This window comes from Nostocoides vanveenii, assembly GCF_039531165.1.
Classification (GTDB): domain Bacteria; phylum Actinomycetota; class Actinomycetes; order Actinomycetales; family Dermatophilaceae; genus Nostocoides_A; species Nostocoides_A vanveenii.
Window position 1 is genome coordinate 165,891 of sequence record NZ_BAAAPN010000045.1, and the last position, 13,324, is coordinate 179,214.

8 protein-coding genes and 1 tRNA gene are annotated in these 13,324 nt (G+C 68.7%); 8 read left to right on the forward strand and 1 reads right to left on the reverse strand.

The window, feature by feature from the left end:
* The first annotated feature begins 6 nt into the window (after window positions 1-6).
* The 7 genes from lgt to ABD209_RS09640 all read left to right on the forward strand — a co-directional run bounded on the left by lgt (window position 7) and on the right by ABD209_RS09640 (window position 10,098).
* Window positions 7-882 (forward strand): prolipoprotein diacylglyceryl transferase, encoded by an 876-nt coding sequence (lgt, locus tag ABD209_RS09610; RefSeq protein WP_344065326.1) that lies wholly within the window; start codon window positions 7-9, stop codon window positions 880-882.
* A 110-nt stretch (window positions 883-992) separates the two neighbouring features.
* Window positions 993-5,537, forward strand: coding sequence for a glutamate synthase large subunit (gene gltB / locus ABD209_RS09615; RefSeq protein ID WP_344065329.1), 4,545 nt, complete (start codon window positions 993-995; stop codon window positions 5,535-5,537).
* Window positions 5,530-6,990, forward strand: coding sequence for a glutamate synthase subunit beta (locus tag ABD209_RS09620; protein WP_344065331.1), 1,461 nt, complete (start codon window positions 5,530-5,532; stop codon window positions 6,988-6,990). Before gltB ends, ABD209_RS09620 begins: the two co-directional genes overlap by 8 nt.
* Window positions 6,991-7,079: 89 nt before the next feature.
* Window positions 7,080-8,522 (forward strand): pyruvate kinase, encoded by a 1,443-nt coding sequence (pyk, locus tag ABD209_RS09625; protein WP_344065334.1) that lies wholly within the window; start codon window positions 7,080-7,082, stop codon window positions 8,520-8,522.
* Window positions 8,523-8,587: 65 nt separating this feature from the next.
* Window positions 8,588-8,668 (forward strand) — tRNA-Leu (locus tag ABD209_RS09630).
* Window positions 8,669-8,724: 56 nt separating this feature from the next.
* Entirely contained in the window at window positions 8,725-9,324 is a 600-nt protein-coding gene (locus ABD209_RS09635; RefSeq protein WP_425564632.1) for an ANTAR domain-containing response regulator, read from the forward strand.
* 168 nt (window positions 9,325-9,492) lie between these two features.
* The gene (locus tag ABD209_RS09640; RefSeq protein ID WP_344065337.1) at window positions 9,493-10,098 is read left to right on the forward strand and encodes a GNAT family N-acetyltransferase; all 606 of its coding nucleotides are present in this window, start codon (window positions 9,493-9,495) and stop codon (window positions 10,096-10,098) included.
* Between the two features lie 37 nt (window positions 10,099-10,135).
* Here the strand turns inward: ABD209_RS09640 and ABD209_RS09645 are convergent, their stop codons facing one another.
* Window positions 10,136-10,588: a PaaI family thioesterase gene (locus ABD209_RS09645; protein WP_425564633.1), complete on the reverse strand. Its 453-nt coding sequence runs from the start codon at window positions 10,586-10,588 to the stop codon at window positions 10,136-10,138.
* A 19-nt stretch (window positions 10,589-10,607) separates the two neighbouring features.
* Here ABD209_RS09645 and polA point away from each other — a divergent pair, with 19 nt between their 5' ends.
* A complete protein-coding gene (polA, locus tag ABD209_RS09650) occupies window positions 10,608-13,277 on the forward strand; it encodes a DNA polymerase I (RefSeq protein ID WP_344065340.1) in 2,670 nt (889 codons plus the stop codon).
* Window positions 13,278-13,324: the final 47 nt, after the last annotated feature.

Consider the following 13,324-nt stretch of genomic DNA (forward strand, 5'->3'; position numbering starts at 1 on the left):
GACCTCGTGCTGACCTACATTCCGAGCCCCACGGTCGGTGCCCTGCACCTCGGCCCGCTGGCGATCCGCTGCTACGCCTTGTGCATCCTCGCGGGCATCGTGGTCGCCGTCTGGCTGACGCAGCGGCGGCTCGAGGCCAAAGGCGGGCCCGAGGGCGCGGCCCTGGACATCGCGACCTGGGCGGTGCCCTTCGGCATCGTCGGCGGCCGGCTCTACCACGTCATCACCAGCCCGCAGGCCTACTTCGGCAAGGACGGGCACCCGATCGACGCCCTGAAGATCTGGCACGGCGGTCTCGGCATCTGGGGGGCCATCGCGCTCGGCGCCGTCGGCGCCTGGATCGGCTGCCGGCGAGCGGGCGTGCGACTGGCCGTTTTGGCCGATGCCGCGGCTCCCGGCGTCGCCCTGGCCGAAGCCCTCGGCCGGTGGGGCAATTGGTTCAACAACGAGGTCTACGGCTCGGCCACCGACCTGCCGTGGGGCCTGCAGATCCACGAGTGGGACACCCTCGCCGGCCGAGCGGTCACCGACGCCAAAGGCAATGCGATCGTGCTCGGCACCTTCCACCCGACCTTTCTCTATGAGTCGATCTGGTGCGTATTGCTGGCCATCGCCCTGCTCTGGCTCGACCGGCGCCGGCAGTTCGCGCCGGGCCAGCTCTTCGGGCTGCTTCTCATGGGCTACACGATCGAGCGGCTCATCGTGGAGAAGATGCGCACCGACCCGGCGAACGTCATCCTCGGCCAGCGGCTCAATGTCTGGACCTCGATCCTCGTCTTCCTCCTCGGTCTCGCGCTCTACCTAGCCGCGGCCCGGCGGGCACGATCCGGCAACACTGAGGCGGCGATCTCACATAATGAGAAATCGGCGACCACATCGTAGGACGGCGCCTGCTATTCTCGGCCCCAGCGTGGCCAGAGCCGTCCACCCGGCCGCCGGGTCGCGGGACCCGGCGGCACCCATACGATTCACGGATAGGACGGTGACGGTCGATGACGTCCGCCCTTTTCAGCACCCAGCCCGAGAACACCGGGCTCTACCGGCGCGAGTTCGAGCACGACGCTTGTGGCGTGGCCATGGTCGCCACGCTGCGCGGCCACGCGGGACACGACATCGTCGAGGCCGGCTTGACGGCGTTGACCAATCTCGATCACCGCGGCGCCACCGGCGCCGATCCGCTGGTCGGTGACGGGGCGGGCATCCTGACCCAGGTCCCGGATGCCTTCCTCCGCGCGGTCACCGGCTTCGTGCTGCCGCCCGCCGGGTCGTATGCCGTCGGGTCGGCCTTCCTGCCCGCCGACGCCGATGCGCGCGCCACGACGGTCGCCCGCATCGAGGACCTCGCCGAGGAGGAGGGCCTGGAGGTCATCGGCTGGCGCGATGTCCCTGTCGTCCCCGAGCTCGTCGGGCAATCGGCGCGCGACTGTATGCCGCATTTCGCCCAGCTCTTCGTCACCGCCTCCGACGGCGCCGTCCGGGGCATCCACCTCGACCGCCGGGCCTACTGCCTGCGCAAGCGCGCCGAGCGCGAGCTCGACGTCTATTTCGCCTCGCTGTCCGCGCGTACCGTGGTCTACAAGGGGATGCTCACCACCGGCCAGCTCGAACCCTTCTTCCCCGACCTGTCCGACGACCGCTTCGTCAGCGAACTCGCGCTGGTCCACTCGCGCTTCTCCACCAACACCTTCCCGAGCTGGCCGCTCAGTCACCCCTACCGGTTGATCGCCCACAACGGCGAGATCAACACTGTCAAGGGCAACCGCAACTGGATGGCGGCGCGCGAGTCGCTGCTCGCCTCCGACCTGATCCCCGGCGACCTGAGCCGCCTCTCGCCGATCTGCCCACCCGATGGCTCGGACTCGGCGTCCTTCGATGAAGTCCTCGAGTTGCTCCACCTCGGCGGCCGCCCGCTGCCCCATGCGGTGCTGATGATGATCCCGGAGGCCTGGGAGAACCACGAGGAGATGGACCCGGATCGCCGGGCCTTCTACGAGTTCCACTCGCTGACCATGGAGCCCTGGGACGGCCCGGCCTGCGTGACCTTCACCGACGGCACGCTCATCGGGGCGGTCCTGGACCGCAACGGCCTGCGCCCCGGCCGCTTCTGGGTCACGGACGAGGGCCTGGTCGTCCTCGCCTCCGAGGCCGGCGTCCTCGACATCGCCCCCGAGAAGATCCTGCGCAAGGGCCGCCTCCAGCCGGGACGGATGTTCCTCGTCGACACCGCGCAGGGGCGGATCATCGAGGACGAGGAGATCAAGTCCCAGCTCGCCACCCAGTTGCCGTATGCCGATTGGCTGCACGCCGGGCTGCTGCACCTGAGCGATCTGCCCGAACGCGAGCACATCGTGCACACGGCCAAGTCGGTCGCGCGGCGTCAGCAGACCTTCGGCTACACCCAGGAGGAGCTGCGGATCATCCTGGCCCCGATGGCACGCAGCGGCTACGAGGCGCTCGGCTCGATGGGCACCGACACTCCGATCGCGGTCCTATCCAGCAAGCCACGGCTACTTTTCGACTACTTCACCCAGCAGTTCGCCCAGGTCACCAACCCGCCGCTGGACGCCATCCGCGAGGAACTGGTCACCTCGCTGGGCACCTCGGTCGGGCCGGAGGGCAACCTGCTCACCGCAACTCCGGCGCACGCCCGCCAGTTGGTCCTGGACTTCCCGGTGATCGACAATGACGAGCTCGCCAAGATCGTGCGTATCAACGCCGACGGCAACCTGCCCGGTTATGCGACCGCCGTCATCAAGGGCCTGTATGACGTGACCGGCGGCGCCGCGGCCCTCCAGGCGCGCCTGACCGAGATCTTCGCTGAGGTCTCCGCGGCCATCGAACTCGGTGCCCGGTTCGTCGTCTTGTCCGACCGCGACAGCAACCGCGATCTGGCGCCTATTCCGTCGCTGCTCTTGTGCTCCGCCGTTCATCACCACCTGATCCGGGAGAAGACTCGCACCCAGGTCGGCCTGATCATCGAGGCCGGGGATGTGCGCGAGGTCCACCACGTCGCCCTGCTCGTCGGCTATGGCGCGGCGGCCGTCAACCCCTATCTGGCCATGGAGACCGTCGAGGACCTGGTCCGCTCCGGCGTGCTGACGGGCGTCACGGGGGAGCAGTCCGTCAAGAACCTCATCAAGGCGCTCGGCAAGGGCGTGCTGAAGGTGATGTCCAAGATGGGCATCAGCACCGTCGCCTCCTATCGCGGCGCCCAGGTCTTCGAGGCGATCGGCCTGTCGCAGGAGCTGGTCGACACCTACTTCACCGGCACCGTCTCCCAGCTCGGTGGCGTCGGCCTGGACGCCATCGCCGCCGAGAGCGCGGCGCGGCACGCCGCGGCCTACCCGCCCGAAGGTGTGCGCCTGCCGCACCGCGTCCTGGAGGTCGGCGGCGAATACCAATGGCGCCGCGAGGGCGAGCCGCACCTCTTCGACCCTGAGACGGTCTTCAAGCTCCAGCACGCCACGCGACAGCGGCGCTACGACATCTTCAAGCAGTACACCGCACGCATCGACGACCAGTCCGAGCGACTGATGACCTTGCGCGGCCTGTTCTCCCTCGGCGGCGACCAGTCACGACCGGCTGTCCCGATCGATGAGGTCGAGGCCGCCAGCGAGATCGTCAAGCGATTCAACACCGGCGCGATGAGCTACGGCTCGATCAGCCTCGAGGCGCACCAGACCCTCGCCATCGCGATGAACCGCCTCGGCGGCCGCTCCAACACCGGTGAGGGCGGCGAAGATCTCGACCGGCTACTCGACCCCGAGCGCCGCTCGGCGATCAAGCAGGTCGCGTCGGGACGGTTCGGTGTCACATCGGCCTATCTGACCCACGCCGACGACATCCAGATCAAGATGGCCCAGGGCGCAAAGCCCGGCGAAGGTGGCCAGTTGCCCGGCCACAAGGTCTACCCCTGGGTGGCCAAGACCCGGCACTCCACCCCGGGCGTCGGCCTGATCAGCCCGCCGCCACACCACGACATCTACTCCATCGAGGATCTCGCCCAGCTGATCCACGACCTCAAGAACGCCAATCCCAAGGCGCGCATCCACGTCAAACTGGTCGCCGAAGTCGGCGTCGGCACGGTTGCGGCCGGGGTGTCGAAGGCGCACTCGGATGTCGTGCTCATCTCCGGCCATGACGGCGGGACCGGCGCCTCGCCGTTGACCTCACTCAAGCACGCGGGTGGACCCTGGGAACTCGGCTTGGCTGAGACCCAACAGACCCTGGTGCTCAACGGGCTGCGCGACCGGATCGTCGTGCAGGTCGACGGCCAACTCAAGACCGGACGCGATGTCGTCATCGCGGCCCTGCTGGGAGCCGAGGAGTTCGGCTTCGCGACGGCCCCGTTGGTCGTCAGCGGCTGCGTGATGATGCGCGTGTGTCACCTCGACACCTGCCCGGTCGGCATCGCGACGCAGAATCCCGAGTTGCGCGCCCGGTTCTCCGGCAAGCCGGAGTTCGTCGAGACCTTCTTCGAATACATCGCCGAAGAGGTCCGCGAGCACCTCGCCGCCCTCGGGTTCCGCTCGATCGCCGAAGCCATCGGCCACATCGAGGCCATCGACACTAGCGCAGCCGTCGCGCACTGGAAGGCCAGCGGACTCGACCTCGCCCCGATCCTCACCGACGCTCCACCGGCCGACGGTGGAACGCGTTATCAGAGCATCAGCCAGGATCACGGCCTGGAGAAGGCCCTCGATCACCAGTTGATCGCCTTGGCACGCCCCGCGCTCGATGACGGGGAAACGGCATACGGCGAACTGGCCGTGCGCAATGTCAACCGGACCGTGGGCACGATGCTCGGCCACGAGGTGACGACCCGGAATGTCGGCGGGCTGCCGGACGGCAGCATCGATCTGACACTGACCGGGTCAGCAGGGCAGTCGTTCGGTGCCTTCTTGCCGGCCGGGGTGACCCTTCGGCTGATCGGCGACGCCAACGACTATGTCGGCAAGGGCCTCTCCGGCGGACGGGTCATCGTGCGCCCGCACCCGGGTTCCGTTTTCGTTGCCGAGGAGAATGTGATCGCTGGCAATGTCATCGGTTACGGCGCGACCCTTGGGCAGATCTTCTTGCGCGGGACCGTCGGCGAGCGCTTCTGCGTCCGCAACTCCGGCGCCACCGCCGTGGTCGAAGGGGTCGGCGATCACGGGTGCGAGTACATGACCGGTGGCACAGTGCTCATCCTCGGGCGGATCGGGCGCAACTTCGCGGCCGGTATGAGCGGCGGGTATGCCTATGTGCTCGACTTGCCCACCCACCGGGTCAACCGGGAGATGGTCGATATCCTGCCCCTGTCCGACTCGCATGCCGAGGTCGTGGAGAGTTTGCTGGGCCAGCACCTCGAGGCCACCGGCTCTCGGGTCGCTGCCGACCTGCTCGGCGATTGGGCCAGTGCACGAGAACGCTTCTCGCTGGTCCTGCCGCGCGACTACGAACGCGTAATGACGGTCCGCGCAGCCGCGCAGGCCGAAGGCCTCGACCCGGAGGGCGAGGTCGTCTGGGACCGAATCATGGAGGCCTCCCGTGGCTGACCCGACAGGATTCTTGACCACCCGCGAGCGGGCCCTGCCCGCCCGTCGGCCCGTCCCGGTCCGGATCATGGACTGGAAAGAGGTCTACGAGGCCCAGGATGTCGCCGAGTTGCGCCAGCAGGCCGGCCGGTGCATGGACTGTGGCATCCCCTTCTGCCACGCCGGGTGCCCCCTGGGCAACCTGATCCCGGAGTGGAACGATCTGGCGTGGCGAGGGGACTGGCGCGATGCCATCGAACGGCTGCACGCGACCAACAACTTCCCGGAGTTCACCGGCCGTCTGTGCCCCGCGCCCTGCGAGACCGCCTGCGTGCTCGGCATCAACCAGCCGGCGGTGACGATCAAGCAGATCGAGGTCACCACGATCGAGCGGGCCTTCGCGGCGGGCGGGGTCGTTCCGCAACCGCCGGAGCGGCTCTCCGGCAAGACGGTCGCCGTCGTCGGCTCAGGCCCGGCGGGCCTGGCCGCTGCACAGCAACTGACGCGGGCCGGGCATACGGTCGCGGTCTACGAGCGGGCCGACAAGCCCGGCGGTCTGCTGCGCTATGGCATCCCCGAGTTCAAGATGGAGAAGTCGATCGTCGATCGACGGATCGCCCAGATGGAGGCCGAGGGCACCCGCTTCCGCAATGGTGTCGACGTCGGCGGCACGGTCACCGGGCAGCAGTTGCGCGACCGATACGACGCCGTCGTGTTGGCCATCGGGGCCACCGTTCCCCGAGACCTGCCCGTGCCCGGCCGGGACGTGAGTGGGGTGCTCCAGGCGATGGATTACCTGCCGCCGGCCAACCGGGTGGCGCTCGGCGAGCGGGTGGAGAACCAGGTCACGGCGACCGGCAAGGACGTCATCGTCATCGGTGGTGGCGACACCGGTGCCGACTGCATCGGCACCGCGCACCGCCAAGGGGCCCGGTCGGTCACCAGCCTGGAGATCATGCCCCAGCCCGGAGCCGACCGGCCGGCCAACCAGCCGTGGCCGACCTACCCGATGATCTACCGCGTCGCCAGCGCGCACGAGGAGGGTGGCGACCGGCTCTACGCGATATCCACCCAGGAAGTGCTCGCCGATGACGCCGGCCGGCTCAGTGGCCTGCGCGTGAGCGAGGTGCGGATGGGGGAGCGCGGCTTCGAGCCGGTGGAGGGCAGCGAGCGCCTGCTGCCGGCCCAGTTGGTCTTGCTCGCCATGGGCTTCCTCGGACCCGAGCCGGACGGCGTCGTCGCCCAACTCGGCGTCGACCTGGACGGGCGCGGCACTATCCTGCGGGACGCGGACTACATGACCAGCGTGCCGGGCGTCTTCGTCGCCGGCGATGCCGGCCGTGGACAGTCGCTGATCGTCTGGGCGATCGCCGAAGGCCGCTCTGCCGCTCGGGGCGTGGACGCCTATCTGATGGGTTCCTCGCAACTACCCCGGCCGATCAACCCCACGGACCGCCCACTCGCGGTCGGCTAACAGCGGCCGGCGCGCCCGTCACGAGAAAGTCGGGCGCGCCGTGGGTGACCGGTGGGAGTGAAAGCGCTTACATCGGTAGCATGGTGCCCATGCGTCGAGCCAAGATCGTCTGCACCCTCGGTCCCAGCACATCCACCCCTGAACGGCTTCGTGAGCTCGTCGACGCGGGAATGGACGTCGCTCGGCTCAATCTCTCGCACGGTGAGTACGCCGTCCACGAGGAGATCTACCGTAATGTGCGCGCCGCGTCGGACGAGTCTGGCCGGGCGGTCGGCATCCTGGTCGACCTGCAGGGCCCAAAAATCCGCACCACCCGCTTCAGCGGCGGCCCCGTCGACCTGATCGCCGGCGATTCCTTCACGATCACCACCCGTGAGATCGACGGCACCCAGTCAGCGGTCGGCACGACCTACAAGGGCCTGGCCGGTGACGTCAACCCCGGCGACACCCTGCTGATCGACGACGGGAAGGTCGAACTGGTCGCGACCGAGGTGAACGACACCGATGTCGTCTGCCACGTCGTCGAGGGCGGCACGGTGTCCAACAACAAGGGCATCAACCTGCCGGGTGTCGCCGTGAGCGTCCCCGCCATGTCCGAGAAAGACGAGGCCGACCTGCGCTGGGCGCTGACGCTGACGGCCGATTTCATCGCCTTGTCCTTTGTGCGCTCGGCCGAGGACATCCGTCGCGTGCACGAGATCATGGACGAGGTGGGGGTTCGTCTGCCCGTCATCGCCAAGATCGAGAAGCCGCAGGCCGTGGACAATCTCGAGGAGATCGTCGTCGCCTTCGACGGCATCATGGTCGCGCGCGGTGACCTCGGCGTGGAACTCCCGCTGGAGCAGGTGCCCCTGGTGCAGAAGCGGGCCATCGAGATCGCTCGCCGCAACGCCAAGCCGGTCATCGTCGCCACCCAGGTGCTGGAGTCGATGATCGAGAATCCGCGGCCCACCCGCGCCGAGGCCTCCGACGCCGCCAATGCCGTGCTCGACGGCGCGGACGCGCTGATGCTCTCGGGCGAGACGAGCATGGGCGCTCACCCGGTCGCTGCCGTCGCGACGATGGCCAAGATCATCGCGAACACCGAGGAGACCGGGTTTGACCGGATCGCCCCACTGACCGCGAGTCCCCAAACCGTCAGCGGCGCCATCACGCGAGCCGCGGCCGAGATCGCCAAGCTCGTGGGCGCCCGCTATCTGGTGACCTTCACCACCTCCGGCAACTCGGCGCGGGCGATGGCCCGGATGCGCCCCCAAAAGCCCATGCTCGCCTTCACCCCGAGCGCGGCGACGCGCTCGCAGTTGGCGCTGACCTGGGGAGTCGAGACCTTCCTGGTGCCCAATGTGCATCACACCGACGACATGGCCTTCCAGGTCGACGAGGCCGTCATCCAGGCCGGCCGCTGCCCCGAGGGGGAGCGGGTGGTCATCGCCGCCGGGTCGCCGCCCGGCGTGGTCGGGACGACCAATGCGCTGCGGGTCCACGTGGTCGGCGACGCGATCTATCACCGAGGTGCGTTCTCGGCGCTCTAGGCGTCCGCTCACCGGTCGGCAACCGAGCGCAGTCCGCGCACGCAGGTATGCTGTCCGGGCACCTGGCCGGGGTGGTGGAATGGCAGACACGGAGCACTCAAAATGCTTTGCCGCAAGGCGTGCGGGTTCAAGTCCCGCTCCCGGCACGTAGGCGGAATCGCCGCCTGACTCAACCTGGACGCAACCGATGAGGAATCGCGCGATGAGCACCCCTGCCAAGGCCACCACGGCAGCCCGGATCGTCGTAGCCGAGGACGAGGCACTGATCCGTCTGGATCTGGTCGAGATGCTCGGCGAGGCCGGCTATGACGTCGTGGGGCAGGCCAGCAATGGCGAGCAGGCCGTCGAGATGGCCCTCGAGCTGACTCCGGACCTGGTCATCATGGACGTCAAGATGCCCGTCATGGACGGGCTGTCGGCCGCGGACGAGATCGGCAAGCAACGCCTGTGCCCCGTCATCATGCTGACCGCCTTCTCCCAGACCGAGCTCGTCGAGCGGGCCCGCGACGCCGGAGTGATGGCCTATATCGTCAAGCCCTTCACCGCAGCCGACCTGGCGCCCGCCATCAATATCGCACTCTCGCGCTGGGCAGAGCTGAAGGAACTGGAGAAGGAAGTCGCCGACCTCGGCGAGGCCCTGGAGACCCGCAAGGCCGTCGAGCGCGCCAAGGGCGTGCTGATGAAGAAGCTCAAGCTCTCCGAGGCTGACGCCTTCCGGTGGATCCAGAAGACCGCCATGGATCGGCGCCTGGGGATGAAGGAAGTCGCCGAGGCCGTCATCGCGGGGATCGACAAGGCCTGACCTGCCCCACCCGTCACACCGGTCACACGGGCGCAGACCTGCGCAAAGGCCGTGAAGAAGGCCACTTTCCGACGGTGCCTCCGGTGCTCTAGAGTTGGATTTCCGAGGTCGTTCGGTGTTCAACCGGACGCCCGGTAACCATCGCATTCGATCTCGAAGGAGCCGGTCATGCCCCGCCCGCACATAGTGGTCAGCCGGGCGGGTCAGCGGCAGGTCGGTGAGTTGGCGACCTTGTGGATCGAGAGTGCACTCGCTGCGGGTATGACGCACGATCTGGCCGCCCGGACGGCCGGGACCGCGCGGGTGGCGGACGCTTTGCGACGACCCGGCACCGCCGCCTATTTGGCGACCTTGGACGGCCGGCCGCTCGGCTTCGCGGTGGTCAACGAGCGCCAGCACGGCCTGCTGGAACCTCCGGCGCTGGCGCTGGACGAGCTCTTTGTCATCCCGGAGGGCCGCCGGCAAGGCGTGGCCGGGCAGTTGCTCGCCGCGGTTGCCAGGCATGCCGAGAGCACGGGTCACGATCTGGTCTTTGCCAATGTCGCCACGACCGACAAGGTCGGCAACCGGTATTTCGCCCGTCTCGGGTTCGGCCAGCAGGCCACCCGGCGCGTCGTCCCGACGACGGTGCTGCGTCGCAAGCTGAGCCCCGAAGATGCCGAGGCGCGCGATGTGCTGCTCGGCCGTCGCCGCACCATCCGAGCGCGGGCCGTGCGCCAGAGCGGGGCAACGCCGGCGCGGGGGCTGGTCCTTCGGCGCCCGGCCGCCGGCTGACCCCGCGGGCTGACGCAGCAGCGGCATACGGGCGAGGTCAGGCGCCCGGCGGCTTGTCGCGCAGTAGGCAAGTGATCCGCGAGGTGCACAGCTTCTTCTCGTCCTCGTCTCGGATGACGATCTCGTAGGTCACCAGCGTGTTGCCGACGCTGATCGGGGTTGCGACACCGGTTACCCACCCCGAGCGCCCCGCCCGGTGGTGAGTGGCGTTGATCTCGATGCCGACCGCGGCACGCCCGGGACCGGCCGCCAAGCCGGCGCCGATGGACCCGAGGGTCTCGGCGAGCACGACGCTCGCGCCGCCGTGGAGCAGGCCATACGGCTGGGTGTTCCCCTCCACCGGCATCCGCGCCACGATGCGGTCCTTGGCGACTTCGAGCAACTCGAGGCCCATCCGTTCGGCCAGGGTGCCCTTGGAGGCCTGGTTGAAGTAGCCCGCGAGCTCGGTCGGGGAGGCGGCGGCGTCGAAGGCTGTGGGGTTGTCGGTCATGACGCATAGGCTGCCATGCGTGAGTCGCCTCCTGTTGCTCGACGGTCATTCGCTGGCCTACCGCGCCTTCTTCGCCCTGCCGGCCGAGAACTTCTCGACCAAGACCGGGCAGCATACGAACGCGATCTACGGCTTCACCTCGATGCTGATCAATGTGCTCCGCGACGAGGAGCCGACCCACGTCGCGGTCGCCTTCGACGTCTCGCGCGACACCTTCCGCATGCAGGAGTACGCCGAGTACAAAGCCGGCCGGTCGGCGACGCCGCGCGAGTTCTCCGGCCAGTTGCCGCTGCTGAATGAGGTGCTCGATGCCCTCAAGATCCGGCACCTGGAGGCGCCCGGCTACGAGGCCGACGACATCATCGCCACCCTGGCGACCCAGGCCGAGGCGGCCGGTATGGACGTGTTGATCTGTTCCGGCGACCGCGATGCGATGCAGTTGGTCTCCGACCGCGTCACCCTTCTCTATCCCATCCGTGGGGTCTCGGAGTTGACCCGGATGACCCCGGCGGCGGTCGAGGAGCGGTATGGCGTGCCGCCGGGCAAGTATTCGGATCTCGCGGCCCTGGTGGGGGAGTCCAGCGACAACCTGCCTGGGGTGCCGGGCGTCGGGCCCAAGACCGCGGCCAAGTGGATCGGCCAGTTCGGCGGCCTGAGCGGCCTGGTCGCTAATGTCGACCAGGTCAAGGGCAAGGTCGGCGACGCACTCCGGGCCCATTTGGACCAGGTGCTGCGCAACCGGCGGCTCAACCAGTTGGTCCGTGACCTAGACGTGGGCGCAACTCTGCCCGAACTCGAGCGGCGCATGTGGGATCGCGAGCAGGTCCACACCGTCTTCGACGGCCTGGAGTTCCGTGTGCTGCGCGAGCGCCTGTTCGCGACCTTCAACACCGTCGCGCAGGAGGCCGAGGGCGGGTTCGCGGTGGACGTGGAGACCTTGACCAGCGCGACGCTGGGGCCGTGGCTCGCGGCGCACGCGCGCTCGGGCGCCGACGTGGGCGTGCACGTCGTCGGGTCGTGGGCGCGGGGGACCGGGGATCTCGGGGCGATCGCGCTGGCCACGACCCAGGACCGGGTGGGTTATGTCGACGTGACCGACCTGACGCCGGCCGCCGAGGCGGCGCTCGGCGACTGGCTGGCGGATGCCAGCGTGCCGAAGATCCTGCACGACGCCAAGGGCCCGATCCAAGCGCTCGCGGCGCGCGGCTGGACTTTGCGCGGACTCTCCCTGGACACGGCCCTCGCGGCCTATTTGGTGCGCCCGGATCAGCGTGACTACGACCTGACCGACCTCGTGCTGCGCCAGCTGGGGCGCGATCTGCACAGGGACGCCGGTGCGCAGGACGGGATGCTCGACTTCGGTGCCGACGATGCCGCCGAGGTCGATGCTGCGGGCGTGCGGGCGCTGGCCGTACTGGAGTTGGGCGCCGCCCTGCGCGATCAGGTCGACGCCGCCGGGGGCACCGACCTGATGCGCGAGGTGGAGTTGCCGCTGGTCGATGTGCTCGCCGAGATGGAGCGCACCGGCATCGCTGTGGATATGGACCGCTTGCACGCGCTGGAGAAGGATTTCGCCGACCAGGTCGCCCTCGCCCAGGACGACGCCTACGACGCCATCGGCGGCGAGCAGATCAACCTCGGCTCACCGAAGCAGCTGCAGGTGGTCCTCTTCGACACCCTGGGCATGCCGAAGACCAAGCGCACCAAGACGGGCTGGACGACCGACGCCGAGGCGCTCGCCGATCTCTACACCAAGACCGAGCATCCCTTCCTGGAGGCGCTGCTTCGGCACCGGGACGCGACGCGGCTGCGGGTGACGGTCGAGGGCTTGCTGAAGTCGGTCGCGGACGATGGGCGCATCCATACGACCTATGAACAGACGATCGCCGCGACCGGGCGGCTGTCCTCGAAGGATCCCAATCTGCAGAACATCCCGATCCGCACCGAGGAGGGGCGCCGGATCCGTGAGTCCTTCGTCGTCGGTCCGGGCTTCGAATCGCTGATGTCGGTGGACTACAGCCAGATCGAGATGCGGATCATGGCGCACCTCTCGGGCGATGAGGGGCTGATCGAGGCCTTCCGTAGCGGTGAGGACCTGCACCGCTTCGTCGGGTCGCGGGTCTTCGGGGTCGAGCCGGCCGATGTCACGCCGGCCATGCGCAGCAAGGTCAAGGCGATGTCCTACGGCCTCGCCTACGGGCTCTCGGCCTTCGGCCTCTCGCGGCAGTTGACCATTCCGACCGAGGAAGCGCGGGCGCTGATGGAGGAGTACTTCGCCCGGTTCGGCGGCGTGCGCGACTATCTGGGCTCGATCGTGCAAGATGCCCGCGGGACGGGGTACACCGAGACCATGCTGGGCCGGCGGCGCTACCTGCCCGACCTGACCAGCGATAATCGTCAGCGCCGCGAGATGGCCGAGCGGATGGCGCTGAATGCCCCGATCCAGGGCTCGGCGGCCGATGTCATGAAGGTCGCGATGCTTGGCGCGCACCGGGCGCTGGCCGACGCGGGCTTGGCGTCCCGGCTGCTTCTTCAGGTCCACGACGAACTCGTGGTCGAGGTGGCCCCCGGCGAAGCGGCCGCCGTCGAGGCGTTGGTGCGCCGCGAGATGGGAGCGGCGGTGGCGATGGACGTGCCGCTCGACGTCAGCGTCGGCGTCGGCCGGTCCTGGCACGACGCCGGCCACTGATCGCAGACTTTCCGCCCGATGCCACAAATCCCTCTTTCGCAACGGAA

Bases quoted from the DNA above. Each gene is read 5' to 3' on its own strand.
- ABD209_RS09645 (WP_425564633.1), bottom strand. From the start codon at position 10,588: ATGACCGACAACCCCACAGCCTTCGACGCCGCCGCCTCCCCGACCGAG.
- gltB (WP_344065329.1), top strand. From the start codon at position 993: ATGACGTCCGCCCTTTTCAGCACCCAGCCCGAGAACACCGGGCTCTAC.
- ABD209_RS09640 (WP_344065337.1), top strand. From the start codon at position 9,493: ATGCCCCGCCCGCACATAGTGGTCAGCCGGGCGGGTCAGCGGCAGGTC.
- ABD209_RS09635 (WP_425564632.1), top strand. From the start codon at position 8,725: ATGAGCACCCCTGCCAAGGCCACCACGGCAGCCCGGATCGTCGTAGCC.
- pyk (WP_344065334.1), top strand. From the start codon at position 7,080: ATGCGTCGAGCCAAGATCGTCTGCACCCTCGGTCCCAGCACATCCACC.